Here is a 22,654-nt window from a genome sequence, read left to right as displayed (position 1 = left end):
AGATTCTTTATTTGCCAGTTGGAATAAAAGGGACTCATGAAACGCCTGCTGCTACCTGCGGTAATAGCCGCGCTGATGATCGGCGAGGTACACGCCGAGTCCTTCACCATCTCCGATATCCGTGTCAACGGACTGCAACGTGTATCGTCCGGCAGCGTCTTCGGCGCCCTGCCGCTGAACGTGGGCGAGGCCGTCGACGACAACAAGTTGGCCGAAGCGTCCCGAGCGCTCTTCCGTACCGGCTTCTTCCAAGACATCCAGCTGGGTCGCGACGGTAACGTCCTGGTCGTGAATGTCGTGGAGCGCCCCACCATTTCCAGCATCACCCTGGAAGGGAATAAGGCGATCTCCACCGATGACCTGATGAAGGGTCTCAAGCAGGCAGGTCTCGCCGAGGGCGAGATCTTCCAGCGCGCCACGCTCGAAGGTGTGCGCAACGAATTGCTGCGCCAATACGTCGCCCAGGGGCGCTACTCCGCCAGCATCGATACTGAGGTGATCCCTCAGCCCCGTAACCGGGTACAGCTGAAGATCAACATCAACGAAGGCCAGGTCGCGACCATCTCCCACGTCAACGTGGTGGGTAACACGGTCTTCCCCGAGGATGATCTCACCTCGCTGTTCGAGCTGAAGCCGAGCAACTGGCTGTCCTTCTTCAAGAACGACGACAAGTATTCGCGTGAGAAGCTGGCCGGTGACCTCGAGCGGCTGCGGTCCTACTATCTCGACCGCGGCTACATCAACATGGACATCACCTCGACCCAGGTGTCCATCACGCCCGACAAGAAGCACGTCTACATCACGGTCAACATCAACGAAGGCCAGAAATACACGGTTCGCGATGTGAAGCTATCCGGCGATCTCAAGGTCCCGGAAGAAGAGCTGCGCAAACTCATGCTGGTCCAGCCCGGTCAGGTCTTCTCGCGCAAGGTCATGACCACCACTGCCGACCTGATCACCCGTCGCCTGGGCAACGAGGGCTATACCTTCGCCAACGTGAACGGCTTGCCCGAGCCCCATGACGATGACCACAGCGTGTCCCTGACCTACGTGGTCGATCCGGGCAAGCGCGCCTACGTCAATCGCATCAACTTCCGCGGCAACACCAAGACCGAAGACCAGGTGCTGCGTCGCGAGATGCGGCAGATGGAAGGCGGTTGGGCTTCCACCTATCTCATCGACCAGTCCAAGACCCGCCTCGAGCGCCTGGGCTACTTCAAGGAAGTCAAGGTCGAGACGCCCCAGGTGCCTGGCACAGACGACATGGTCGACGTCAACTACAACGTCGAGGAACAACCTTCCGGCTCCATCACCGCCAGCATCGGCTTCGCCCAGAGCGCCGGTCTGATCCTCGGTGGCTCCATCAGCCAGAACAACTTCCTGGGTACCGGTAACCAGGTCAGCATCGGTCTGACCCGTTCCCAGTACCAGAGCCGGTACAACTTCAGCTTCACCGATCCCTACTTCACGCCCGATGGTGTGAGCCTGGGTTACAACATCTTCTACCGCAGCACCGACTACAGCAAACTGTACGACAGTGACGTCTCCTACTACTCGATCAACAGTCTGGGGACCGGTGTCACCCTGGGCTACCCGATCAGCGAGACCTCGCGCCTGACCTATGGTCTGAGCGTGCAAAAGGACGAGATCAATCCTGGTACCTACAGCGCCGACGAAATCTACGATTTCGTAGAGCGCGAAGGGGATAACTTTACCAACTTCAAGGCGAGCATCGGCTGGTCCAGCTCCACGCTCAACCGGGGTGTGTTGCCGACCCGTGGCGCCTCCCAGAGCCTGACCGGGCAGATCACCATCCCCGGTAGCGACCTGAGCTTCTACAAGCTCGACTATCGTGGCCAGCTGTTCACTCCGTTGACCGACAATACCGCGCTACGCTTCCATACCGAACTGGGTTATGGCGACGGCTACGGTAGCACCGATGGTCTGCCGTTCTACGAGAACTACTACGCCGGTGGTTTCAACTCGGTACGGGGCTTCGAGGACAGCAGCTTGGGGCCGCGGACTACTCCTCCTAGTTATATCGACAATGATCCGGCTCGTGGGACCAAGTATGGTGCTCAAGGCCAGGGTTATCGCGATCGTGACAAGTCAGAGGCCTTCGGCGGCAACGTGCTGATCACCGGCGGTGTGGAATACCTGTTCCCCTTGCCCTTCGTGAAGGACCAGAAGTCCCTGCGTACCGTACTGTTCTGGGACGTGGGTAACGTGTTCAGCACCAAGTGCTACCTGAGCTCGACCCAGAACTGCGGTGACGTCAGCTTCTCGAACATGGCGAGTTCCGTCGGTGTCGGTCTGACGTGGGTCACTGCTTTGGGGCCGTTGAGCTTCAGCCTCGGTGTACCGGTCAAGAAGCCGGAAAACTCCGATCCGCAGGTCTTCCAGTTCTCGCTGGGTCAGACGTTCTGACCCAGGCTACACCTTTGCGCTTTACGCAGGAGTCAACTGTGCACAAGTACACCCGTTACGCTCTGTTCGCTGCCGTCCTCGTTGCTGCCCCGGTTTTCGCCGATACCAAGATCGCCGTGCTGAACTACCAGATGGCCCTGCTGGAGTCGGATGCCGCCAAGAAATACGCGGTCGATTCCGAAAAAAGATTCGGTCCCCAGCTCAACAAGTTGAAGGGCCTGGAAAGCTCCGCCAAGGACATCCAGGACAAGCTCAACAAGGGTGGTGACAAGATGGCGCAAGCCGAACGTACCCGTCTCGAGAACGATTTCCGGCAGAAGGCCCGTGACTTCCAGTTCCAGTCCAAAGAGCTGAACGATGCCAAGGCCGCATCCGATCGGGACATGCTCAAGCAGCTGAAGCCGCGTCTGGACAAGGCAGTGGAAGAGGTGCTGAAGAAGGGCGATTACGACCTGGTGCTCGAGCGTGGTGCCGTGGTGGACGTGAAGCCGCAATATGACATCACCCGTCAGGTGATCGAGCGGATGAACGCGGGTCGTTGATGAGCCATACGACCTTTACGCTGGGCGAACTGGCGCAGTGGCTCGACAGCCGCCAGTTGACCGTGGAGTTGCGCGGTACGCCTGAGCGGGTTGTGACCGGCTTGGCCACCTTGCCCGAGGCCGGTCCCGACCAGTTGAGTTTTCTGGCCAATCCCCAGTATCGCCGCTACCTGGGCGACACCCAGGCAGGTGCCGTACTGTTATCGGAGAAGGATGCCGAAGGCTATGCCGGCGACGCCCTGATCCTGGCCAATCCCTATCTGGCCTATGCCCGGTTGTCCCATCTGTTCGATCGCAAACCCCGCAGCCCGGCGGGCATCCACCCCACAGCCCTGGTCGCTGCGGATGCTGTCGTCGACCCAACGGCCGCCATCGGTCCCTACGTGGTGATCGAGGCCGAGGCGCGCATCGGTGCCGGTGTCAGTCTGGGTGCCCACTGTGTGGTAGGTGCTCGTAGCGTCATAGGCGCTGACAGCTGGTTGGCGCCGCGGGTGACGCTCTATCACGATGTGATCGTTGGTGAACGCGCCGTCGTGCAGTCCGGTGCCGTAATCGGTGCTGAGGGCTTCGGTTTCGCCAACGAGCGCGGCCAGTGGCAGAAGATCGCCCAGTTGGGGGGGGTGCTGATCGGCGATGACGTCGAGATCGGCGCCAATACCACCATCGACCGTGGCGCCCTGGCGAACACGGTGATCAGCAACGGTGTGAAGCTCGACAACCAGATCATGATCGCGCATAACGTCCAAGTCGGTGAGCACACCGCCATGGCCGCCTGCGTCGGTATCTCTGGCAGTACCAAGATCGGCAAGCACTGCACCATCGCCGGTGGCGTGGGCATGGTGGGTCATATCGAGGTGTGCGACAACGTGTTCGTCACCGGTATGACCATGGTGACACGCTCGATTACCGAGCCAGGCGCCTATTCCTCGGGCACGGCCATGCAGCCAGCAGGTGAATGGAAGAAGAGCGCTGCTCGGATTCGTCACCTCGATGACATGGCCCGCCGTCTGCAACATCTGGAAAAAATCGTGGCTACCGTGACCTCGCGGGATGACGCCGCTTCTGATGCTTGATTCTGCATCGGATGTTTCCCTTCTTTGAACAGGCCTTCCCCGACCATGATGGACATCAACGAGATCCGTGAATATCTCCCGCATCGCTATCCCTTTCTGTTAGTGGATCGCGTGACGGAGCTGGATATCGAAGCCAAGCGTATTCGCGCCTACAAGAACGTCAGCATCAACGAGCCGTTCTTCACCGGCCATTTCCCGCAGCACCCCATCATGCCGGGTGTGCTCATCGTCGAAGCGATGGCCCAGGCCGCCGGTGTGCTGGGATTCAAGATGATGAATTCCTCGCCCGCGGATGGCACCCTGTACTACTTCGTCGGATCGGATAAGCTGCGGTTTCGTCAGCCAGTGACGCCCGGCGACCGCCTGGTTCTCGAGGCTCGTTTCCTCAGTACCAAGCGCGGCATCTGGAAATTCGAATGCCAGGCCAGCGTTGACGACAAGCCTGTTTGCTCGGCTGAAATCATCTGCGCGGAACGCAAACTATGACGTTGATCGACCCCAGGGCTATCGTCGACTCCCAGGCACGGCTCGCCGCCGATGTCCAGGTCGGCCCCTGGTCGATCATCGGGCCGGATGTCGAGATAGGCGAGGGGACAGTGGTAGGTCCGCACGTCATCCTCAAGGGTCCGACCGTTATCGGGCGTCACAACCGGATCTTCCAGTTTTCTTCGATTGGCGAAGACACCCCTGATCTCAAGTACAAGGGCGAGCCGACTCGCCTGCGTATCGGTGATCACAACGTCATCCGCGAAGGGGTCACCATCCATCGCGGCACCGTGCAGGATCGTGAAGAGACCACTATCGGGGATCACAATCTGCTGATGGCCTATGTGCACATCGGTCATGACAGTGTGATCGGCAATCATTGCATCCTGGTCAACAACACGGCGCTCGCCGGGCACGTGCATGTCGACGACTGGGCGATCCTGTCCGGCTATACCCTGGTGCATCAGTTCTGCCGCATCGGTGCCCATAGTTTTTCCGGCATGGGCACGGCGATCGGCAAGGATGTGCCAGCCTATGTCACGGTATTCGGCAACCCCGCCGAAGCCCGCAGCATGAATTTCGAAGGTATGCGCCGTCGCGGCTTCTCGGCCGAGGCGATCAAGGAACTGCGCCGTGCCTACAAGGTGGTCTACCGCCAAGGGCTGACCGTCGATGACGCCATGAAGGAGCTGGAGCCGGTGGCTCAGCAGTTTCCCGAAGTGGCGGTATTCCGTGACTCCATCCTGAGTGCCACGCGTGGCATCACCCGCTGAGTTCGCCCAGCGCCCCTTGCGTGTGGCGCTGGTGGCGGGAGAGGCCTCGGGGGATCTGCTCGGCGCGGGTCTGATGCAGGCGCTGCGTGCGCAGCATCCCCATATCTCCTTCATGGGTGTCGGTGGTCCGCGGATGGAAGCCGAAGGGCTGGTATCCGAATTCCCGATGGAACGCCTGGCCGTCATGGGACTGGTCGAGGTGCTTGGCCGCCTGCGCGAATTGCTCGGCCGACGCAAGGCGCTGATCGCCCAGTTGCTCGAGGCGCGGCCGGACGTCTTCATCGGCATCGATGCCCCCGATTTCGTCTTGGAGATCGAGGCTCAGCTGCATCGCGCAGGCATCCCGGCCGTGCACTACGTCAGTCCTTCGGTCTGGGCCTGGCGGCAGAAGCGGGTGCTGAAGATTCGCGATGGCTGCGACCTGATGCTGACCCTGTTTCCCTTCGAGGCCCGTTTCTACGAAGAGCAGCAAGTACCGGTACGCTTCGTCGGTCATCCACTGGCCGATACCATTCCCTTGGACAGCGACCGCCAGGTGGCCAGACAGGCTCTGGGCTTGCCGGAAGACGGGCAGGTCATCGCCCTGTTGCCCGGCAGTCGCGGCGGTGAAGTAGGGCGCCTGGGGGCGCTGTTCCTCGATGCTGCCGCTCGATTGCTGGCCGTACGCCCAGGCGTGCGCTTCGTGTTGCCCTGCGCCAACGCCGCGCGCCGCGCGCAGGTGGAGCAGCTGTTGGAAGGCCGGCCGCCCTTGCCGCTGCTGCTGACCGATGGCCGTTCCCATGAGGTGCTGGCCGCCTGCGATGGCGTGCTGATCGCTTCGGGCACCGCGACGCTAGAGGCGCTGTTGTTCAAGCGCCCCATGGTAGTGGCCTATCGGGTGGCGCCGCTGACCTATCTGATCCTCAAGCAACTGGTGAAGAGTCCCTATATCTCGCTGCCTAATCTCTTGGCCGGGCGCAAGCTGGTGCCCGAGCTCATCCAGCACGAGGCGACGCCAGAGCGACTGGTGGCCGAGCTACTACCACTTCTGGAACAACCCGAGCAGCAGACCGATAGCTTCGCGGCTATCCATCACAGCCTGAGGCGTGATGCCTCGGTGCAGGCGGCGCGTGCGGTGCTGGATCTGCTGCAGGAGCGCAGCTGATGCAGTTGGGATTGGACTTCAATCTGGTCGAGGCGCTGGTCGCCGGGGTGGACGAGGTCGGTCGCGGTCCGCTGTGCGGCGCCGTGGTCACGGCGGCGGTCATCCTCGATCCGGGCAAGCCCATCCTAGGGCTGAACGATTCGAAGAAGCTGTCGCTGCTGCGGCGCGAGGCCCTGTTCGACGAGATCCAGGAGAAGGCCCTGGCCTGGTGCGTCGCCCGGGCCGAGGTCGCCGAAATCGATCGGCTGAACATCCTGCATGCCACCATGCTGGCCATGCAGCGGGCCGTCGAAGGGCTCGCGGTGCAGCCACGGCTGGCGCTGATCGACGGCAACCGCTGTCCGAAGCTGGCCGTACCCAGTTCGCCGGTGGTGAAGGGGGATAGCCAGGTTCCGGCAATTGCTGCCGCGTCGATCCTGGCCAAGGTGACTCGCGACCGTGAAATGCAAGCGCTGGATGCGCTCTATCCCGGCTATGGCCTGGCTGGGCACAAGGGTTATCCCACCGCCGAGCACCTCGAGGCGCTCAAGCGCCTGGGACCAACGCCCATCCACCGTCGCTCCTTCGCGCCGGTGCGCGACGCCTGGCTCGCCCTCGAGACCCAGGCCTCGACCCAGATCGTCGCCACCTACTGACCGTCTTCGCTGACAGCCGTCGCGACGCTCTGACCCCGCTTCGACTATCCGGTACAATCTCGCGCCTCATGCATCAAGAGGTCTCTGCCATGTCCGCATCCTTCGTCCACCTGCGCCTACATACGGAGTACTCCCTGGTCGACGGGATCGTGCGGGTGAAGGGGCTGGTCAAGGCCGCCGAGGCAGCCGGAATGCCGGCGGTGGCGGTGACCGACCAGGGCAACCTCTGCTCGCTGGTCAAGTTCTACAAGGCCGCCATGGGTGCCGGGATCAAGCCCATCGCCGGGGCGGACATCTGGCTCGCCGGCCGGGACGGCGATGCCCCCTTGAGCCGCATGACCCTGCTGGTGATGAATGCCAAGGGCTATCGCAACCTTACCGAGCTCTTGTCCCGCGGTTTCCAGGAAGGTCAGCAGGAAGGCCAGATCATCATCCAGCGCGACTGGGTGAAGGAGGCGAGCGAGGGCCTGATCGCCTTGTCCGGCTCCAAGGAAGGGGAGATCGGCCTGGCGCTGCTCGAGGGCGATCTGGCGTTGGCCGATCAGCTGTTCGAGGAATGGCAGCAGGTGTTCCAGGATCGCTTCTATCTGGAAGTCCAGCGCACCGAGCGGGCCGGTGACGAAGAACACCTGCATGCCGCCGTGGCCCTGGCCGACCGCTGTGGTGGTGCCCTGGTGGCGACCAACGACGTGCGCTTTCTCAAGGCCGAAGACTTCGAGGCCCATGAGACCCGCGTCTGCATCGGTGAAGGTCGCCCGCTGGACGATCCGCGCCGCGAGCGCAAGTACAGTGATCAGCAGTACCTGAAGTCGGCGGCCGAAATGGCCGAGTTGTTCAGCGACCTGCCCGAGGCGCTGGAAAATACCGTCGAGATCGCCAAGCGCTGCAATATCGAGATCCAGCTGGGCAAATACTTCCTGCCCAACTTCCCGATTCCCAACGGGATGACCATCAACGACTACCTGCGCCATGTGTCCTTCGAAGGTCTGGAGGAGCGGCTGGCCGTGCTCTGGCCGCGCGAGACCACGCCAAACTACGAAGAGAAGCGCCAGGAGTACGTCGACCGACTCAATTTCGAGCTCGACATCATCATCCAGATGGGCTTCCCCGGTTACTTCCTCATCGTGATGGACTTCATCAAGTGGGCGAAGAACAACGGCGTGCCGGTGGGCCCCGGCCGGGGCTCGGGTGCCGGTTCCCTGGTGGCCTATGTCCTGAAAATCACCGACCTCGATCCGCTGGCCTACGACCTGCTGTTCGAGCGCTTCCTCAACCCCGAACGGATCTCCATGCCCGACTTCGACGTCGACTTCTGCATGGACGGCCGCGACCGGGTGATCGAATACGTGGCCGACATGTACGGTCGCGAGGCGGTGAGTCAGATCATCACCTTCGGCACCATGGCGGCCAAGGCGGTGGTGCGCGACGTGGCGCGGGTACAGGGCAAGTCCTATGGCCTGGCCGATCGCCTGTCGAAGATGATCCCTTTCGAAGTGGGCATGACCCTGCAGAAGGCCTACGAGCAGGAAGAGCCGCTGCGCGACTTCCTGGCGACTGACGAGGACGCCAAGGAAATCTGGGACATGGCCCTGAAGCTCGAAGGCATCACCCGGGGCACCGGCAAACATGCCGGGGGCGTGGTGATCGCGCCGACCAAGCTGACCGACTTCTCGCCCATCGCCTGCGACGAGGACGGCAACGGCCTGGTGACCCAGTTCGACAAGGACGATGTCGAGCAGGCCGGTCTGGTCAAGTTCGACTTCCTCGGTCTGCGGACCCTGACCATCATCAAGTGGGCGTTGGAGACCATCAACCGCACGGAAGAGGCGGAAGGGCGCCCGCCGCTCAACATCGACTTCATCCCGCTGGACGACAAGCCGACCTACGCCCTGTTACAGAAGGCCGAGACCACCGCCGTCTTCCAGTTGGAATCCCGCGGCATGAAGGAGCTGATCAAGAAGCTCAAGCCGGACTGCCTGGAAGACCTCATCGCCCTGGTGGCGCTGTTCCGTCCCGGTCCGTTGCAGTCGGGCATGGTGGACGACTTCATCAACCGCAAGCACGGCCGCGCCGAGCTGGCCTACCCGCACCCGGACTACCAGTACGATGGCCTGCAGCCGGTGCTGGCGCCGACCTACGGCATCATCCTCTATCAGGAACAGGTGATGCAGATCGCCCAGGTCATGGGTGGCTACACCCTGGGCCAGGCCGACATGCTGCGCCGCGCCATGGGTAAGAAAAAGCCCGAGGAGATGGCCAAGCAGCGTGGCGGTTTCATCGAAGGCTGCGCCAACAACGGCATCGATGCCGATCTGGCGGGCAACATCTTCGACCTGGTGGAGAAATTCGCCGGTTATGGCTTCAACAAATCGCACTCTGCCGCCTATGGTCTGGTCTCCTACCAGACCGCCTGGCTGAAGACGCATCATCCGGCGCCCTTCATGGCGGCGGTGCTGTCGGCGGACATGCACAACACCGACAAGGTGGTGATCCTCATCGAGGAATGCCGCCACATGAAGCTGCGCATCGATACGCCGGACGTGAACATTTCCGAGTTCAAGTTCACCGTCAACGACGGCGGACGCATCGTCTACGGCCTGGGCGCCATCAAGGGCGTCGGCGAGGGACCGGTGGAGGCCATCGTCGAGGCGCGGGCCGAGGGGCCGTTCAAGGATCTCTTCGATTTCTGCGCCCGGGTCGACCTCAAGCGCATCAACAAGCGCACTCTGGAAGCCCTGATCCGCTCCGGCGCCCTCGACCGTCTCGGGCCGCACTACCACGACGAGATCAAGGCCTATCAGGCCACCATCGACCAGAATCGCGCCGTGCTGCTCTCGGCCATGGAAGAGGCCATCGCCTCCGCGGAGCAGACCGCCCGCAGCCACGACAGCGGCCACGTCGACCTCTTCGGCGGGGTCTTCGCCGAACCCGAGGCCGATGTCTACGTCAACCACCGTCGGGCTCGGGAGCTCAATCTCAAAGAGCGCCTGCGCGGCGAGAAGGAGACCCTGGGACTGTACCTGACCGGGCACCCCATCGAGGAATACGAAGGTGAGGTGCGCCGTCTGGCGCGCCAGCGCATCGTCGACCTCAAACCGTCGCGCGAGACCCAGACCGTAGCCGGGCTGATCGTCAACCTGCGGGTGATGAAGAACAAGCGTGGCGACAAAATGGGTTTCGTCACCCTGGACGACCGCTCCGGACGCATCGAGGCGTCGCTGTTCGCCGAGGCTTTCAACGCCGCCCAGGCGCTGCTGCAGACCGATGCCCTGGTGATCGTCGAGGGCGAAGTCAGCCAGGATGACTTCTCCGGCGGCCTGCGCCTGCGCGCCAAGCGGGTGCTGGGCCTGGAAGAGGCCCGTACCGCCCTGGCGGAAAGCCTGAGGATCGCCGTGCGCAGCGAGGCATTGGCGGGTGACCGCCTGCGCTGGCTGGGTGAACTCTGCGGTCGTCACCGCGGCGCCTGCCCGGTGACCATCGACTACCAGGGCCCCACCGCGCGGGCGTTGCTGCAATTCGGTGAGAACTACCGGATCGACCCGGCCGACGGCCTGATTCAAACCCTGCGTGACCAGTTCGGCAGGGAGAACGTCTTTCTCAACTATCGTTAAGTCCGAGCGCCTCGCGCGCTCCGTCCCAACCCTCGCCAGCGGCGGGTGCCGGTGACGCGGCAGGAGTCTCGACCTGTCCCGTCCGATCCCTTAAGGTAGGCGCCCCGGCCCTTGGCTCTAGATTGCACTAACGGATGCCCATGAACCCGAACTATCTCGATTTCGAACAGCCTATCGCCGATCTCCAGGCCAAGATCGAAGAACTTCGACTGGTCGGTAACGACAATGCGCTGAATATCAGTGACGAGATCGCCCGGTTGCAGGAGAAGAGCCAGGCGCTCACCAAGAGCATCTTCAGCGACCTCTCCAGTTGGCAGGTCGCCCGCCTGGCGCGGCATCCGCTGCGGCCTTACACCCTCGACTACATCGGCTACCTCTTCACCGATTTCGAAGAGCTGCACGGTGACCGCCACTTCGCCGATGATCCGGCCATCGTCGGCGGCATCGCCCGCCTGGACGGCCGCCCGGTGATGGTCATCGGCCACCAGAAAGGCCGTGAAGTCCGTGAGAAGGTGCGCCGTAACTTCGGCATGCCGCGTCCGGAAGGCTATCGCAAGGCATGCCGCCTGATGGAGATGGCCGAGCGCTTCAAGATGCCGATCCTTACCTTCATCGACACCCCCGGCGCCTACCCGGGTATCGATGCCGAAGAGCGCGGCCAGAGCGAAGCCATCGCCTGGAACCTGCGCGTCATGGCGCGCCTGAAGACCCCCATCATCGCCACCGTGATCGGCGAGGGTGGTTCCGGTGGCGCCCTGGCCATCGGCGTCTGTGACCAGCTCAACATGCTGCAGCATTCAACCTACTCGGTGATCTCGCCGGAAGGTTGCGCCTCCATCCTGTGGAAGACCGCCGAGAAGGCGCCCGATGCCGCCGAGGCCATGGGTATCACCGCCGAGCGCCTGAAGAGCCTGAACATCGTCGACCAGGTGATCGACGAGCCGCTGGGTGGCGCTCATCGCGATCCCCAGGCGATGGCCGCCAGCCTGCGCAGCGCGCTGTTGCAACAACTCGACGACCTCAAGGGCTATGACGTGCCGGCGTTGCTGGAGCGTCGCTACGAGCGCCTGATGAGCTACGGCATCTCCTGACCCCGCCGTCATGGGGCTGCTGGACCGGCTGCACGCCCGCCTGGAGCGGCAGCCGCCTACCCGTCACTGGCGGGTAGGTTTCTCCGGCGGACTCGACTCCACCGTCCTGCTGCATCTCTTCGCGCAGTTGCGTGAGCGCGGCCTGCTTGCCGACCTGCAGGCGGTCCATGTACACCACGGGCTGCAGCCAGCAGCCGATGCCTGGGTCAGCCACTGCGCCCAAGTCTGCCAAGCGCTACAGGTATCCCTCGATACCCTGCACGTCCGCACCGATAACCTGGCAAGTCTCGAACGTGCCGCCCGCGAGGCGCGCTATGCCGCCTTCGCCCAGGCCCTTCCAGCGGATGGCTGCCTGGTGCTCGGCCAGCATCGTGACGATCAACTGGAAACGCTGCTGCATCGCCTGGTGCGCGGCGCCGGGGTGAAGGGGCTGGCCGGCATGCCGGGTGCGCGGTCCTTCGCGGCCGGTCGTCTTTGGCGACCCTTGCTGGACGAGCCGCGCAGCACCCTGTTGGCCTATGCCGAGACCGCCGGGCTGGCGTGGATCGAAGATCCCAGCAATGCCGATACCCAGTTGGATCGCAACTACCTCAGGCATGAGGTGTTGCCACGGCTAAGAAGTCGTTGGCCGGGCGTCGATCAGGTCATGGCGCGCAGCGCCGGCCATCTGGCCGAAGCCGACGAATTGCTCAGGGAGTTGGCTGTCCTCGATCTGCAGCACGCCCAGGCGGGCGAGCAGCCCTTCGCCTGGCTCCCGCTGCCCAGTCTGGCCCTGGCGCCTTTGCAGGCCTTGAGCGAGACGCGACAGCGCAATGCCCTGCGCGCCTGGCTAGCGTCCTTGACCCGCCAGCCTGACAGCGCCCATTGGGCCGGTTGGCAGGCTCTGCGCGATAGCGGTGAGGCGAGCGATCCGCTGTGGCGCCTGGAAGGTGGCAGCGTACGTCGTGGCGCTGGACGGATCTGGTGGGTGCCCGCGACGTGGTCGGTGGAGCCGCTGCCCCTGGTCGTCACCGCGCAAGCCCATACCCTGGAGCTTCCCGGCAATGGTCGACTGGTCTTTGCCGGGGAGGGCGCCGCACCTGGCTGGAGTGTCGCCTATCGGCAGGGTGGCGAGCGTTTCGTCGTACCCGGTCGCGGCACCCGCGATCTGAAGCGCCTGCTCAACGAGCGCGGGGTGCCGCCGTTCCTGCGCGGCCGTTTGCCGCTGCTCTGGCGTGGCGACGAACTGCTGGCGGTGGCCAATCTGCCCGGCCTGGATGGGCTGCCAGGTGGAGGGCGGCTCGAATGGCTGCCCGCCGACGGCATGGGCGGGTTTGAGCTGGGATGACCTTTAGGCTAGACTACGCTCCCGTCTTGTACCGCATTTTCCGCTCGCTCCGAGTGGACGGTGTGCATTGGTCCGGCAGCAGGCCGACCGCTCTCGCTTTCATCGGCGGCTCTCCGCCTCAACGCAGATTCTAGGAATTTTCATGACGCGCTTTATTTTCGTCACGGGCGGTGTTGTTTCTTCTTTGGGGAAAGGCATCGCTTCGGCCTCCTTGGGCGCCATTCTGGAAGCGAGAGGGCTGAAGGTCACCATGCTCAAGCTGGACCCGTACATCAACGTGGATCCCGGCACCATGAGCCCCTTCCAGCACGGCGAAGTGTTCGTCACCCACGACGGCGCCGAGACCGACCTGGACCTGGGTCACTACGAGCGGTTCATCCGCACCACCGTGACCCAGAACAACAACTTCACCACCGGGCGCATCTACATGGACGTCCTGCGCAAGGAGCGGCGCGGTGACTACCTGGGCGCCACCGTGCAGGTGATCCCGCACATCACCGACGAGATCAAGCGGCGCATCATCAAGGGCGCCGGCGATGCCGACGTGGCCCTGGTGGAGATCGGCGGCACCGTCGGCGACATCGAGTCGCAGCCCTTCCTCGAAGCCATCCGCCAGCTGCGGGTGGAGATCGGCGCGCGCCGTGCCATGCTGATGCACCTGACCCTGGTGCCCTACATCGCCACCGCCGGCGAGACCAAGACCAAGCCGACCCAGCACTCGGTCAAGGAACTGCGCTCCATCGGCCTGCAGCCCGATGTGCTGATCTGCCGTTCCGACCACACCGTCGACAGCTCCTCCCGCCGCAAGATCGCGCTCTTCACCAACGTCGAAGAGCGGGCGGTCATCTCCCTGGAAGACGTCGACACCATCTACCGCATTCCCTCCGTGCTGCACGCCCAGGGCCTGGACGAATTCGTCGTCGAGCGCTTCGGCCTCGAGTGCAAGCCGGCCGACCTGTCCGAGTGGGATCGCGTGGTGGATGCCAAGCTCAACCCCGAGCGCGAAGTCACCATCGCCATGGTCGGCAAGTACATGGAACTGCTCGACGCCTACAAGTCGCTGATCGAGGCCATGACCCACGCCGGCATCCAGAGCCGCACCAAGGTCAACCTGCGCTATATCGATTCCGAACACATCGAGCAGCAGGGTACCCATCTGCTCAAGGGCGTCGACGCCATCCTGGTCCCCGGCGGCTTCGGCCTGCGCGGCGTGGAAGGCAAGATCGCCACCGTGCAGTACGCTCGCGAGAACAAGATTCCCTACCTGGGCATCTGCCTGGGCATGCAGGTGGCGGTGATCGAATTCGCCCGTAACGTGTTGGGCTGGAAAGACGCCAACTCCACCGAATTCGACAAGGCCAGCGGCCACCCGGTGGTCGGCCTGATCACCGAATGGCAGGATTCCACCGGTGCCACCGAGATCCGCACCGAGGCCTCCGACCTGGGCGGTACCATGCGCCTGGGCGCCCAGGAGTGCCAGCTGATCGGCGATACCCTGGTGCACGACTGCTATGGCCAGGACGTCATCGTCGAGCGCCATCGTCACCGCTACGAGGTCAACAACAACCTCCTGCCGCAGATCGAGGCCGCTGGCCTGAAGATCTCCGGTCGCTCGGGCGACGGCGCCCTGGTGGAAGTGGTGGAGGCCCCGGATCATCCCTGGTTCGTCGCCTGCCAGTTCCACCCGGAGTTCACCTCCACCCCACGTGACGGCCATCCGTTGTTCAGCGGCTTCGTCAACGCCGCCCTGCGCTACGCCAAGAAGGATTGATCATGACCGCTCAGAAGATCGTCCGCGTCGGCAACATCGAGATCGCCAACGACAAGCCCTTCGTGCTGTTTGGCGGCATGAACGTGCTGGAATCCCGCGACCTGGCCATGCAGGTGTGCGAGCAATACGTCAAGGTGACCGAGAAGCTGGGCATCCCCTACGTCTTCAAGGCCAGCTTCGACAAGGCCAATCGTTCCTCGGTGACCAGCTACCGCGGCCCGGGCATGGAAGCCGGCCTGCGCATCTTCGAAGAGCTCAAGGCCACCTTCGGCGTGCCGGTGATCACCGACGTCCACGAGCCCTACCAGGCCGCCCCGGTGGCGGCGGTGTGCGACATCATCCAGCTGCCGGCCTTCCTCTCGCGGCAGACTGACCTGGTAGTGGCCATGGCCAAGACCGACGCCGTGATCAACATCAAGAAGGCCCAGTTCCTCGCGCCCCAGGAGATGAAGCACATCCTCGCCAAGTGCGAAGAAGCCGGTAACGATCAGCTGATCCTCTGCGAGCGCGGCTCCTCCTTCGGCTACAACAACCTGGTGGTCGACATGCTCGGCTTCGGCATCATGAAGAGCTTCGGCTACCCGGTGTTCTTCGATGTGACCCATGCCCTGCAGATGCCGGGCGGGCGCGCCGATTCCGCCGGTGGCCGCCGCGCCCAGGTCACCGACCTGGCCAAGGCCGGCATGAGCCAGGGCCTGGCCGGTCTGTTCCTCGAAGCCCATCCCGATCCCGAACATGCCAAGTGCGACGGCCCCTGCGCCCTGCGCCTGGACAAGCTGGAGCCCTTCCTGGCCCAGCTCAAGGCGCTGGACGAACTGGTGAAGTCGTTCACGCCGATCGAAACTGCCTAAATGGCGGCTTGAACCAAAAAGCCTAGGCACAGCCGAAGGCTGATCCGTCAATGACCGGTAACATGGAGATCGATACAAAAATGGCTAAGATCGTCGACATCAAGGGACGTGAAGTCCTGGATTCCCGCGGCAACCCCACCGTTGAAGCGGACGTTATCCTGGACAATGGCATCGTCGGTCGCGCCACTGCGCCGTCCGGCGCGTCCACCGGTTCGCGCGAGGCCCTGGAGCTGCGCGACGGCGACAAGAGCCGCTACCTGGGCAAGGGCGTGCTGAAGGCTGTGGGCAACATCAACGGTCCGATCCGTGACCTGCTGCTGGGCAAGGATCCTGCCGACCAGAAGGCCCTGGATCACGCCATGATCGAGCTGGATGGCACCGACAACAAGGCCAAGCTGGGCGCCAACGCCATCCTGGCCGTGTCCCTGGCCGCCGCCAAGGCCGCTGCCGAAGACCAGGACCTGCCGCTCTACGCCCATATCGCCAACCTGAACGGCACCCCCGGTCAGTACTCCATGCCGGTACCGATGATGAACATCATCAACGGCGGCGAGCATGCCGATAACAACGTCGACATCCAGGAATTCATGGTCCAGCCGGTCGGCGCCAAGAGCTTTGCCGACGCCCTGCGCGTGGGTGCCGAGATCTTCCATCACCTCAAGGCCGTGCTGAAGGCCCGTGGCCTGAGCACCTCCGTGGGTGACGAAGGCGGTTTCGCCCCGAATCTGGCCTCCAATGCCGATGCCCTGGCCGCCATCGCCGAAGCCGTGCAGAAGGCCGGCTACGAGCTGGGCACCGATGTCACCCTGGCACTGGACTGCGCCTCCAGCGAGTTCTACAAGGACGGCAAGTACGACCTGTCCGGCGAAGGCAAGACCTTCGACGCCAATGGGTTCGCCGACTACCTGGCTGGTCTGACCGAGCAGTTCCCGATCATCTCCATCGAAGACGGCATGGACGAGTCCGACTGGGCCGGCTGGAAGGCGCTGACCGACAAGATCGGCAGCAAGGTGCAGCTGGTGGGCGACGACCTGTTCGTCACCAACACCAAGATCCTCAAGGAAGGCATCGAGAAGGGTATCGGTAACTCGATCCTGATCAAGTTCAACCAGATCGGCTCCCTGACCGAGACCCTGGAAGCCATCCAGATGGCCAAGGCCGCCGGCTACACCGCGGTGATCTCCCATCGCAGCGGCGAGACCGAAGACTCCACCATCGCCGACCTGGCCGTGGGTACCGCCGCTGGTCAGATCAAGACCGGTTCGCTGTGCCGTTCCGACCGCGTCTCCAAGTACAACCAGCTGGTGCGTATCGAAGAGCAACTGGGTGCCAAGGCGCCGTACCGCGGCCGTGCCGAGTTCCGTAGCTAAGGGCTGCGCGAGCGCGGAGGCGGGGATTCAGTTCGTCGCCTCCTGAATCGTCTGACGAACCACAGGATAGATGCCCAGTTTACAAGCGTAGAGCTGGGCTTCTATCCTGTTTTCGTTTTTGCCGCCGCCCCTTGCGGCATCCGCCGTCCGCGAATCCGTACCGTCCATGCGAAGTCCCTACTGGCTGTTTCCCTTCCTGCTCCTGCTGCTCGGCGGTCTCCAGTATCGCCTGTGGGTCGGTGATGGCAGCTTCGCCCAGGTGCGCGAACTCAAGCAGCAGATCGCCGACCAGAACGGCGAGAACAAGCGCCTGCTGGAGCGCAACGAGATCCTCGAAGCCGAGGTCGTCGAGCTCAAGAAAGGCATGGAGACCGTCGAGGAGCGTGCCCGCCACGAGCTCGGCATGGTCAAACAGGGCGAAACCCTCTTCCTGCAATCCAAATAAATAGATGACTCCTGCACCCTCGTTCTGGGCCGTCCTGCCGGCCGCCGGCGTCGGTTCGCGCATGCGCGCGGATCGGCCCAAGCAGTATCTCGAATTGGCCGGCCGTAGCGTCATCGAGCACACCCTGGCGGCTTTCCTCGAACATCCAGGCACCCTGGGTATCGTGGTGGCGCTGGCCAACGACGATCCCTGGTGGCCGCAGTTGCCTCTCGCCCAGGACGCGCGCATCCGCTGCGCCGAAGGCGGCGCCGAGCGCGCCAGTTCGGTGCTGTCGGCGCTGTTGCTGCTGAGTGCCCAGGGCGTGGCGGACGATGCCTGGGTGCTGGTGCACGACGCGGCGCGGCCCAATCTGCAGCGCAGTGATATCGATCACCTGCTCGCCAGCCTGGCCGCTGATGACGTGGGCGGGCTGCTGGCGGTGCCGGTGCGGGATACCCTCAAGCGCGCCGGTGCCGATGGCCGGGTCGCGGCTACCCTGGATCGCAGCCTGGTTTGGCAGGCCTATACGCCACAGATGTTCCGTCTGGGACCGCTGAGTCGAGCCCTGGCCGATGCCTTGGCGGCCGGCGTCGCTGTGACCGATGAGGCCTCGGCCATGGAATGGGCGGGCCTGGCGCCGCGCCTGGTGGAAGGCCGGCCGGACAATCTCAAGATCACCCGGCCGGAAGACCTGGACTGGCTGCGTCGCAGCTGGCAGCTCGATGCTCTGGCGGACACGCCAGCCTCCTAGGCTTGTCTGAAAAGTCGCCGAGATCGGGCGGAGCCTAGAAGCGATATATGGCCGCGGCGCCGGTCTTGCCCGGCATCCGCTCGCGCGGCAGCACCAGTACCTGGCCACCCTGTTGCAGGGTTTGCAGGCTGAGTTCGTCCAGCAGGTCCTCGGTGTTCGCGCCGGCCGGGTCGGAAGGCACCAGCAAGCGGCGATCGAAATCCAGATGGCCGGGAATGCGCCGGTCGGCTTCCACCAGCAAGGTGGCGACCCGGGCATCCAGTACGGCGCCGCCGATCTCCTCCAGCCGATCCGAGGCCAGGCCCTGCCCCTGGCGTTGGGCATAGGTATCCAGCAATTCACCCAGATGCCGATCGAGATGCGGCTCCATCACCGCCCAGGCCTTCTCTCTCAGGGTGTCATTGTCGAGCGGCCCCGGATCGCCCGCGAGGCCCTCGGCCAATAGCAGGGGATTGTTGCTGATCCGGCGAAAGACCGCCTGATGCTCCGGCAGGGCGGCGAGCAGCAAGGGCAGCTTGCTCGGCTGCGAGTGCTCGCGGGTGAGGGCCCGATCCAGGGCCAGGAAATAGCGTTCGCGATCGACGTTCTGCTCGTCATGCTTGCTGATGCCGCCGGCGTTGTGCTGCATGGCGTCGCCGCGCTCGCTGGCACGGCCGAAACCCTGGGGCAGGCCACGCTGGTTACCTTCGGTCAGGTCGGTGCCCAGGGCCTCTTCCAGGGTCCGGGGCACGCCTTCGGCCAATTCGACCTCCACCAGGTTGTCGCGGCTGCCTTCGAACAGGCGGGCATGGTCGCGGGACAGACAGAGCACCTGGTAGCGGCCGGTGGTCTGGGCCAGTTGCAGCAGTGGCTGCAGGTGGAAGTGATGGTTGACCATCGCCGTTTCCGGTACGCCGCCAGCTACCTTGAGCAGGTGCAGATGATCGCGATCGCGCAGGATGATCAGGCCGCCGCGTGGATGATTCCAGAAGTCGGCGTCGTCGATCAGAGCGGTCAGGGGGGCGAGCAGGGCGGTGGTATCGGCTTCGGGGAAGCGCTGGCGCACATCGGCTTCGACGGTGCGCAGCAGATTCTTGAAGCGAATGACGTTCTGCTCGCGTTGCGGGAAGGCACGCTCGGTGGGTAGGTAGAGCGACAGGCAGGGTGGAACCGCCGCCTTCATCCAGGTGGCGAGTGCGTGATGATCGAGGGTGTCGTTCATGGGACCTCCAGCGGCAAGAGACGTCGCGGCGCCACCGGGAGGGGCGGTGCCGCGACGACCGACACCTGTTTCGAAGGCCCGTGGAAAGGCGCGGTTCCTCCGCTGCGCTCAGCTTCCGGATGTGTGGCGATCCCGGGGACGCGGTGTGCTCAACCCCTGTTTAAGGTGCTCCACCAGCAGGCGGATCTTGGGTGAGAGAAAGCGGCGCTGCGGATAGAGCGCCCAGACCGCCGTGTTGGGTGGCTGGCGATTTTCCAGCAGGGCGCGCAACTCGCCGCGGGCCAGATGCGGCAGCACGTAGTAGTCCGGCAACTGGCACAGGCCGAAGCCACGCAAGGCGGCGTCCAGCACCGCCTGGCCGCTGTTGCAGCGCCAGGAACCCTGCACCCGGTGCAGCACTTCGCGCTCCTCTTCGCGGAAACTCCAGATGTCGCTGGTACCGACCAGGCAACGATGGCGACTCAATTCGGACAGGGTATGGGGCGCGCCGTAGCGTTCCAGATAACTCGGCGCGGCGCACAGATAGAGCTCCCGCGGCGCCAGCCGTGTCGCCACCAGGCGCGAGTCGGCCAGGCGGCCCAGACGGATGGCCAGGTCGTAGCCTTCGTGCAAGAGGTCGACGGTGCGGTTGGTCAGGTCCAGCTCCAGGCTGACTTCGGGATGGCGAGCGAGGAAGTCGTTGACCAGGGGCACCACGAAACGCTCGCCGTAGGTCACGGCGCAGGTCATGCGGATCAATCCCTTGGGCTGGCTGGAGAGATCGCTCACCTCGCGCAGGGCTTCGTCGCGGGCTTCCTGCAAGCGCCGGCAGTGTTGCAGAAAGGTATGGCCGGCCTCGGTGAGGGCCACGCTACGGGTGCTGCGATAGAGCAACCGCGCCTGCAGGCGCTCTTCCAGGCGCGCCACTTGGCGGCTGACGTGGGAGGTCGAGGTGCCCAGGCGGTCGGCGGCCTGGCCGAAGTGCAGGGTACTCGCCACCGCGACGAATTCGTCGATGCCCTCCCAACCCATGATTGTTTCCCTGTAGCAAAAATGAATTCCAGTATGCCCGATTGTTCCAGGATTTCAGGCGTCTACACTGGTTCCTTCGTTTTTTCGTCCTGTCGGAGTCGACCATGATCAAGTCCCGCGCCGCCGTAGCCTTCGCGCCCAACGAGCCCCTGAAGATCGTCGAAGTGGACGTCGAGCCGCCCAAGGCCGGCGAAGTGCTCATCCGCATCGTCGCCACCGGCGTCTGCCATACCGATGCCTACACCCTGTCCGGCCAGGATTCCGAAGGGGTCTTCCCCTGCATCCTCGGTCACGAGGGCGGTGGCATCGTCGAGGCGGTGGGCGAGGGCGTGACCTCGGTCGCGGTGGGCGATCACGTCATCCCGCTGTACACCGCCGAGTGCGGCCAGTGCAAATTCTGTAAATCCGGCAAGACCAACCTGTGCAGCTCGGTTCGTGCCACCCAGGGCAAGGGCCTGATGCCCGACGGCACCACCCGCTTCTCCTACAACGGCGAGCCGATCTACCACTACATGGGCTGCTCCACCTTCTCCGAATACACGGTGCTGCCGGAGGTATCGGTAGCCAAAATCCCCCAGGAGGCGCCGCTGGAGAAGGTCTGCCTGCTGGGTTGCGGCGTGACCACCGGCATCGGCGCCGTGCTCAACACCGCCAAGGTGGAAGAGGGCGCCACCGTCGCCGTCTTCGGCCTCGGTGGTATCGGCCTGGCGGCCATCATCGGCGCCAAGATGGCCAAGGCCAGCCGCATCATCGCCATTGACATCAACCCGTCCAAGTTCGACATCGCCCGTGAACTGGGCGCCACCGACTTCATCAATCCCAAGGAGCACCAGAAGCCGATCCAGGAAGTCATCGTCGAGCTGACCGACGGCGGCGTCGACTACAGCTTCGAGTGCGTCGGCAACGTCAACCTGATGCGCGCGGCGCTGGAATGCTGCCACAAGGGTTGGGGCGAGTCGGTGATCATCGGCGTGGCCGGTGCCGGCCAGGAGATCAGCACCCGGCCGTTCCAACTGGTGACCGGTCGCGTCTGGCGCGGCAGCGCCTTCGGTGGCGTCAAGGGCCGCAGCGAACTGCCGGGCTACGTGCGCAAGGCGCAGAGCGGCGAGATTCCGCTGGACACCTTCATCACCCACACCATGGGCCTGGAGCAGATCAACGAAGCCTTCGAGCTGATGCACGAAGGCAAGAGCATCCGCACCGTCGTCCACTACTGATTGCTAGGAGGGCGCCCAGTGCGCCCTCTGCGCGGGAGATGACCATGAGTCTCGAACTGCTCTCCAGCAACAAGAGTTTCGGCGGTTGGCACAAACGCTATCGCCATCGTGCTCGCAGCCTCGACTGCGACATGACCTTCGCCGTCTACCTGCCGCCCCAGGCGGAGGCGCGCAACGACCTGCCGGTGCTCTACTGGCTGTCGGGGCTGACCTGCACCGACGAGAACTTCATGCAGAAGGCCGGTGCCCAGCGCCTGGCCGCCGAGTTGGGTCTGGTGCTGGTAGCGCCGGATACCAGTCCGCGTGGCGAGAACGTGCCGGACGATCCCGAGAAGGCCTGGGATTTCGGCCTGGGGGCAGGGTTCTACGTCAATGCCACCCAGCAGCCCTGGGCCAAGCACTACCGCATGCACGATTACGTGGTGGAAGAACTGCCGGCGCTGATCGAGGCCAATTTCCCGGTCTCGGATCGTCGCGGCGTCAGCGGTCACTCCATGGGCGGCCATGGCGCCCTGATCTGCGCCCTGCGCCATCCGGGCCGCTATCGCTCGGTGTCGGCCTTCTCGCCCATCGTCAATCCGCTGGATTGTCCCTGGGGGCACAAGGCCTTCTCGAACTACCTGGGCGAAGACCGCAGCACCTGGGCCGAGTGGGACGCCTGTGCGCTGCTGGAGAAGGCCGAGGAGCGGCTGCCGCTGCTGGTCGACCAGGGAGAGCAGGACAGCTTCCTCGCCGAGCAGCTCAAGCCCCAGGCCCTGCAACGCGTCGCGGAAGCCGTCGGCCATCCGCTGGAACTGCGTCTGCAGCCCGGCTACGACCACAGCTATTTCTTCGTCGCCAGCTTCATCGACGACCATCTGCGGCACCATGCGGCGGCTCTCACCGCCCCATAGGCTCTGTACGAAAAGTCGCCGAGCGAAGGTCAGGCGAGGCGAAAAGCGCTGAGGAA

Annotated in this window: 20 protein-coding genes; 17 read left to right on the top strand and 3 right to left on the bottom strand. The window is 63.9% G+C overall.

The window, feature by feature from the left end; all coding sequences use genetic code 11:
- Window positions 1-36 precede the first annotated feature (36 nt).
- From bamA to eno, 13 genes are all read left to right on the top strand, one after another.
- The gene (gene bamA / locus FAZ11_RS21470; protein WP_058793266.1) at window positions 37-2,427 is read left to right on the top strand and encodes an outer membrane protein assembly factor BamA; all 2,391 of its coding nucleotides are present in this window, start codon (window positions 37-39) and stop codon (window positions 2,425-2,427) included.
- Between the two features lie 38 nt (window positions 2,428-2,465).
- Window positions 2,466-2,969 (top strand): OmpH/Skp family outer membrane protein, encoded by a 504-nt coding sequence (locus FAZ11_RS21465; RefSeq protein ID WP_058761988.1) that lies wholly within the window; start codon window positions 2,466-2,468, stop codon window positions 2,967-2,969.
- On the top strand, window positions 2,966-4,042 hold the full coding sequence (gene lpxD / locus FAZ11_RS21460) for a UDP-3-O-(3-hydroxymyristoyl)glucosamine N-acyltransferase (RefSeq protein WP_193557183.1): 1,077 nt from the start codon (window positions 2,966-2,968) through the stop codon (window positions 4,040-4,042). Before FAZ11_RS21465 ends, lpxD begins: the two co-directional genes overlap by 4 nt.
- A gap of 45 nt (window positions 4,043-4,087) precedes the next feature.
- The gene (fabZ, locus tag FAZ11_RS21455) at window positions 4,088-4,528 is read left to right on the top strand and encodes a 3-hydroxyacyl-ACP dehydratase FabZ (RefSeq protein WP_058761990.1); all 441 of its coding nucleotides are present in this window, start codon (window positions 4,088-4,090) and stop codon (window positions 4,526-4,528) included.
- Window positions 4,525-5,301, top strand: a complete 777-nt coding sequence (gene lpxA / locus FAZ11_RS21450; protein ID WP_137279579.1) for an acyl-ACP--UDP-N-acetylglucosamine O-acyltransferase — start codon at window positions 4,525-4,527, stop codon at window positions 5,299-5,301. The genes fabZ and lpxA overlap by 4 nt, the downstream gene beginning before the upstream one ends.
- Before the next feature lie 16 nt (window positions 5,302-5,317).
- Entirely contained in the window at window positions 5,318-6,445 is a 1,128-nt protein-coding gene (lpxB, locus tag FAZ11_RS21445; protein ID WP_167497027.1) for a lipid-A-disaccharide synthase, read from the top strand.
- The gene (gene rnhB, locus FAZ11_RS21440; protein ID WP_058772499.1) at window positions 6,445-7,080 is read left to right on the top strand and encodes a ribonuclease HII; all 636 of its coding nucleotides are present in this window, start codon (window positions 6,445-6,447) and stop codon (window positions 7,078-7,080) included. The genes lpxB and rnhB overlap by 1 nt, the downstream gene beginning before the upstream one ends.
- 89 nt (window positions 7,081-7,169) lie before the next feature.
- Complete coding sequence (gene dnaE / locus FAZ11_RS21435; RefSeq protein ID WP_058772498.1) at window positions 7,170-10,691, top strand: DNA polymerase III subunit alpha; 3,522 nt, start codon at window positions 7,170-7,172, stop codon at window positions 10,689-10,691.
- Between the two features lie 140 nt (window positions 10,692-10,831).
- Window positions 10,832-11,782, top strand: a complete 951-nt coding sequence (locus tag FAZ11_RS21430) for an acetyl-CoA carboxylase carboxyltransferase subunit alpha (RefSeq protein ID WP_058761995.1) — start codon at window positions 10,832-10,834, stop codon at window positions 11,780-11,782.
- Window positions 11,783-11,792: 10 nt separating this feature from the next.
- Window positions 11,793-13,109 (top strand): tRNA lysidine(34) synthetase TilS, encoded by a 1,317-nt coding sequence (gene tilS, locus FAZ11_RS21425; RefSeq protein ID WP_137279581.1) that lies wholly within the window; start codon window positions 11,793-11,795, stop codon window positions 13,107-13,109.
- 142 nt (window positions 13,110-13,251) lie between these two features.
- Entirely contained in the window at window positions 13,252-14,880 is a 1,629-nt protein-coding gene (locus tag FAZ11_RS21420; protein ID WP_058761997.1) for a CTP synthase, read from the top strand.
- A gap of 2 nt (window positions 14,881-14,882) precedes the next feature.
- Entirely contained in the window at window positions 14,883-15,731 is an 849-nt protein-coding gene (gene kdsA / locus FAZ11_RS21415; protein ID WP_058761998.1) for a 3-deoxy-8-phosphooctulonate synthase, read from the top strand.
- Between the two features lie 80 nt (window positions 15,732-15,811).
- A complete protein-coding gene (gene eno / locus FAZ11_RS21410) occupies window positions 15,812-17,101 on the top strand; it encodes a phosphopyruvate hydratase (RefSeq protein ID WP_058772496.1) in 1,290 nt (429 codons plus the stop codon).
- Between the two features lie 27 nt (window positions 17,102-17,128).
- Here eno and FAZ11_RS24715 read toward each other — a convergent pair whose 3' ends face one another.
- A complete protein-coding gene (locus FAZ11_RS24715; protein WP_158295294.1) occupies window positions 17,129-17,269 on the bottom strand; it encodes a hypothetical protein in 141 nt (46 codons plus the stop codon).
- Between FAZ11_RS24715 and FAZ11_RS21405 the strand changes: the two genes are divergently transcribed.
- Both FAZ11_RS21405 and ispD read left to right on the top strand, forming a co-directional pair.
- The gene (locus FAZ11_RS21405; RefSeq protein WP_007159473.1) at window positions 17,268-17,546 is read left to right on the top strand and encodes a septum formation initiator family protein; all 279 of its coding nucleotides are present in this window, start codon (window positions 17,268-17,270) and stop codon (window positions 17,544-17,546) included. The genes FAZ11_RS24715 and FAZ11_RS21405 overlap by 2 nt on opposite strands.
- Window positions 17,547-17,550: 4 nt before the next feature.
- Window positions 17,551-18,276, top strand: coding sequence for a 2-C-methyl-D-erythritol 4-phosphate cytidylyltransferase (gene ispD / locus FAZ11_RS21400; protein ID WP_058762000.1), 726 nt, complete (start codon window positions 17,551-17,553; stop codon window positions 18,274-18,276).
- Between the two features lie 34 nt (window positions 18,277-18,310).
- Here ispD and FAZ11_RS21395 read toward each other — a convergent pair whose 3' ends face one another.
- Together FAZ11_RS21395 and FAZ11_RS21390 are read right to left on the bottom strand one after the other, a co-directional pair.
- Window positions 18,311-19,477, bottom strand: a complete 1,167-nt coding sequence (locus FAZ11_RS21395) for a baeRF3 domain-containing protein (protein ID WP_058762001.1) — start codon at window positions 19,475-19,477, stop codon at window positions 18,311-18,313.
- Window positions 19,478-19,585: 108 nt separating this feature from the next.
- Window positions 19,586-20,488: a LysR substrate-binding domain-containing protein gene (locus tag FAZ11_RS21390; protein ID WP_058788512.1), complete on the bottom strand. Its 903-nt coding sequence runs from the start codon at window positions 20,486-20,488 to the stop codon at window positions 19,586-19,588.
- 104 nt (window positions 20,489-20,592) lie between these two features.
- Here FAZ11_RS21390 and FAZ11_RS21385 point away from each other — a divergent pair, with 104 nt between their 5' ends.
- Window positions 20,593-21,705 (top strand): S-(hydroxymethyl)glutathione dehydrogenase/class III alcohol dehydrogenase, encoded by a 1,113-nt coding sequence (locus tag FAZ11_RS21385; RefSeq protein ID WP_058762003.1) that lies wholly within the window; start codon window positions 20,593-20,595, stop codon window positions 21,703-21,705.
- A 38-nt stretch (window positions 21,706-21,743) separates the two neighbouring features.
- Window positions 21,744-22,598 carry an S-formylglutathione hydrolase gene (gene fghA, locus FAZ11_RS21380; RefSeq protein ID WP_167497026.1) on the top strand — a complete coding sequence of 285 codons (855 nt, stop codon included), beginning with the start codon at window positions 21,744-21,746 and terminating at the stop codon, window positions 22,596-22,598.
- Window positions 22,599-22,654 lie beyond the last annotated feature (56 nt).

Origin of the sequence: Pseudomonas rhizoryzae, assembly GCF_005250615.1 — a bacterium.
Classification (GTDB): Bacteria; Pseudomonadota; Gammaproteobacteria; order Pseudomonadales; family Pseudomonadaceae; genus Chryseomonas; species Chryseomonas rhizoryzae.
Note: the sequence above shows the minus strand (reverse complement) of the source record. Positions and strands in the feature narration are given on the sequence as shown.

What these genes read in the sequence shown, in the direction of transcription:
- ispD (WP_058762000.1), top strand. Translation starts at nt 17,551, where the DNA reads ATGACTCCTGCACCCTCGTTCTGGGCCGTCCTGCCGGCCGCCGGCGTC.
- FAZ11_RS21420 (WP_058761997.1), top strand. Translation starts at nt 13,252, where the DNA reads ATGACGCGCTTTATTTTCGTCACGGGCGGTGTTGTTTCTTCTTTGGGG.
- dnaE (WP_058772498.1), top strand. Translation starts at nt 7,170, where the DNA reads ATGTCCGCATCCTTCGTCCACCTGCGCCTACATACGGAGTACTCCCTG.
- FAZ11_RS21385 (WP_058762003.1), top strand. Translation starts at nt 20,593, where the DNA reads ATGATCAAGTCCCGCGCCGCCGTAGCCTTCGCGCCCAACGAGCCCCTG.
- tilS (WP_137279581.1), top strand. Translation starts at nt 11,793, where the DNA reads ATGGGGCTGCTGGACCGGCTGCACGCCCGCCTGGAGCGGCAGCCGCCT.
- FAZ11_RS21405 (WP_007159473.1), top strand. Translation starts at nt 17,268, where the DNA reads ATGCGAAGTCCCTACTGGCTGTTTCCCTTCCTGCTCCTGCTGCTCGGC.
- bamA (WP_058793266.1), top strand. Translation starts at nt 37, where the DNA reads ATGAAACGCCTGCTGCTACCTGCGGTAATAGCCGCGCTGATGATCGGC.
- FAZ11_RS21390 (WP_058788512.1), bottom strand. Translation starts at nt 20,488, where the DNA reads ATGGGTTGGGAGGGCATCGACGAATTCGTCGCGGTGGCGAGTACCCTG.
- FAZ11_RS21430 (WP_058761995.1), top strand. Translation starts at nt 10,832, where the DNA reads ATGAACCCGAACTATCTCGATTTCGAACAGCCTATCGCCGATCTCCAG.
- FAZ11_RS24715 (WP_158295294.1), bottom strand. Translation starts at nt 17,269, where the DNA reads ATGGACGGTACGGATTCGCGGACGGCGGATGCCGCAAGGGGCGGCGGC.
- lpxA (WP_137279579.1), top strand. Translation starts at nt 4,525, where the DNA reads ATGACGTTGATCGACCCCAGGGCTATCGTCGACTCCCAGGCACGGCTC.
- fabZ (WP_058761990.1), top strand. Translation starts at nt 4,088, where the DNA reads ATGATGGACATCAACGAGATCCGTGAATATCTCCCGCATCGCTATCCC.
- fghA (WP_167497026.1), top strand. Translation starts at nt 21,744, where the DNA reads ATGACCATGAGTCTCGAACTGCTCTCCAGCAACAAGAGTTTCGGCGGT.
- kdsA (WP_058761998.1), top strand. Translation starts at nt 14,883, where the DNA reads ATGACCGCTCAGAAGATCGTCCGCGTCGGCAACATCGAGATCGCCAAC.
- eno (WP_058772496.1), top strand. Translation starts at nt 15,812, where the DNA reads ATGGCTAAGATCGTCGACATCAAGGGACGTGAAGTCCTGGATTCCCGC.
- rnhB (WP_058772499.1), top strand. Translation starts at nt 6,445, where the DNA reads ATGCAGTTGGGATTGGACTTCAATCTGGTCGAGGCGCTGGTCGCCGGG.
- FAZ11_RS21395 (WP_058762001.1), bottom strand. Translation starts at nt 19,477, where the DNA reads ATGAACGACACCCTCGATCATCACGCACTCGCCACCTGGATGAAGGCG.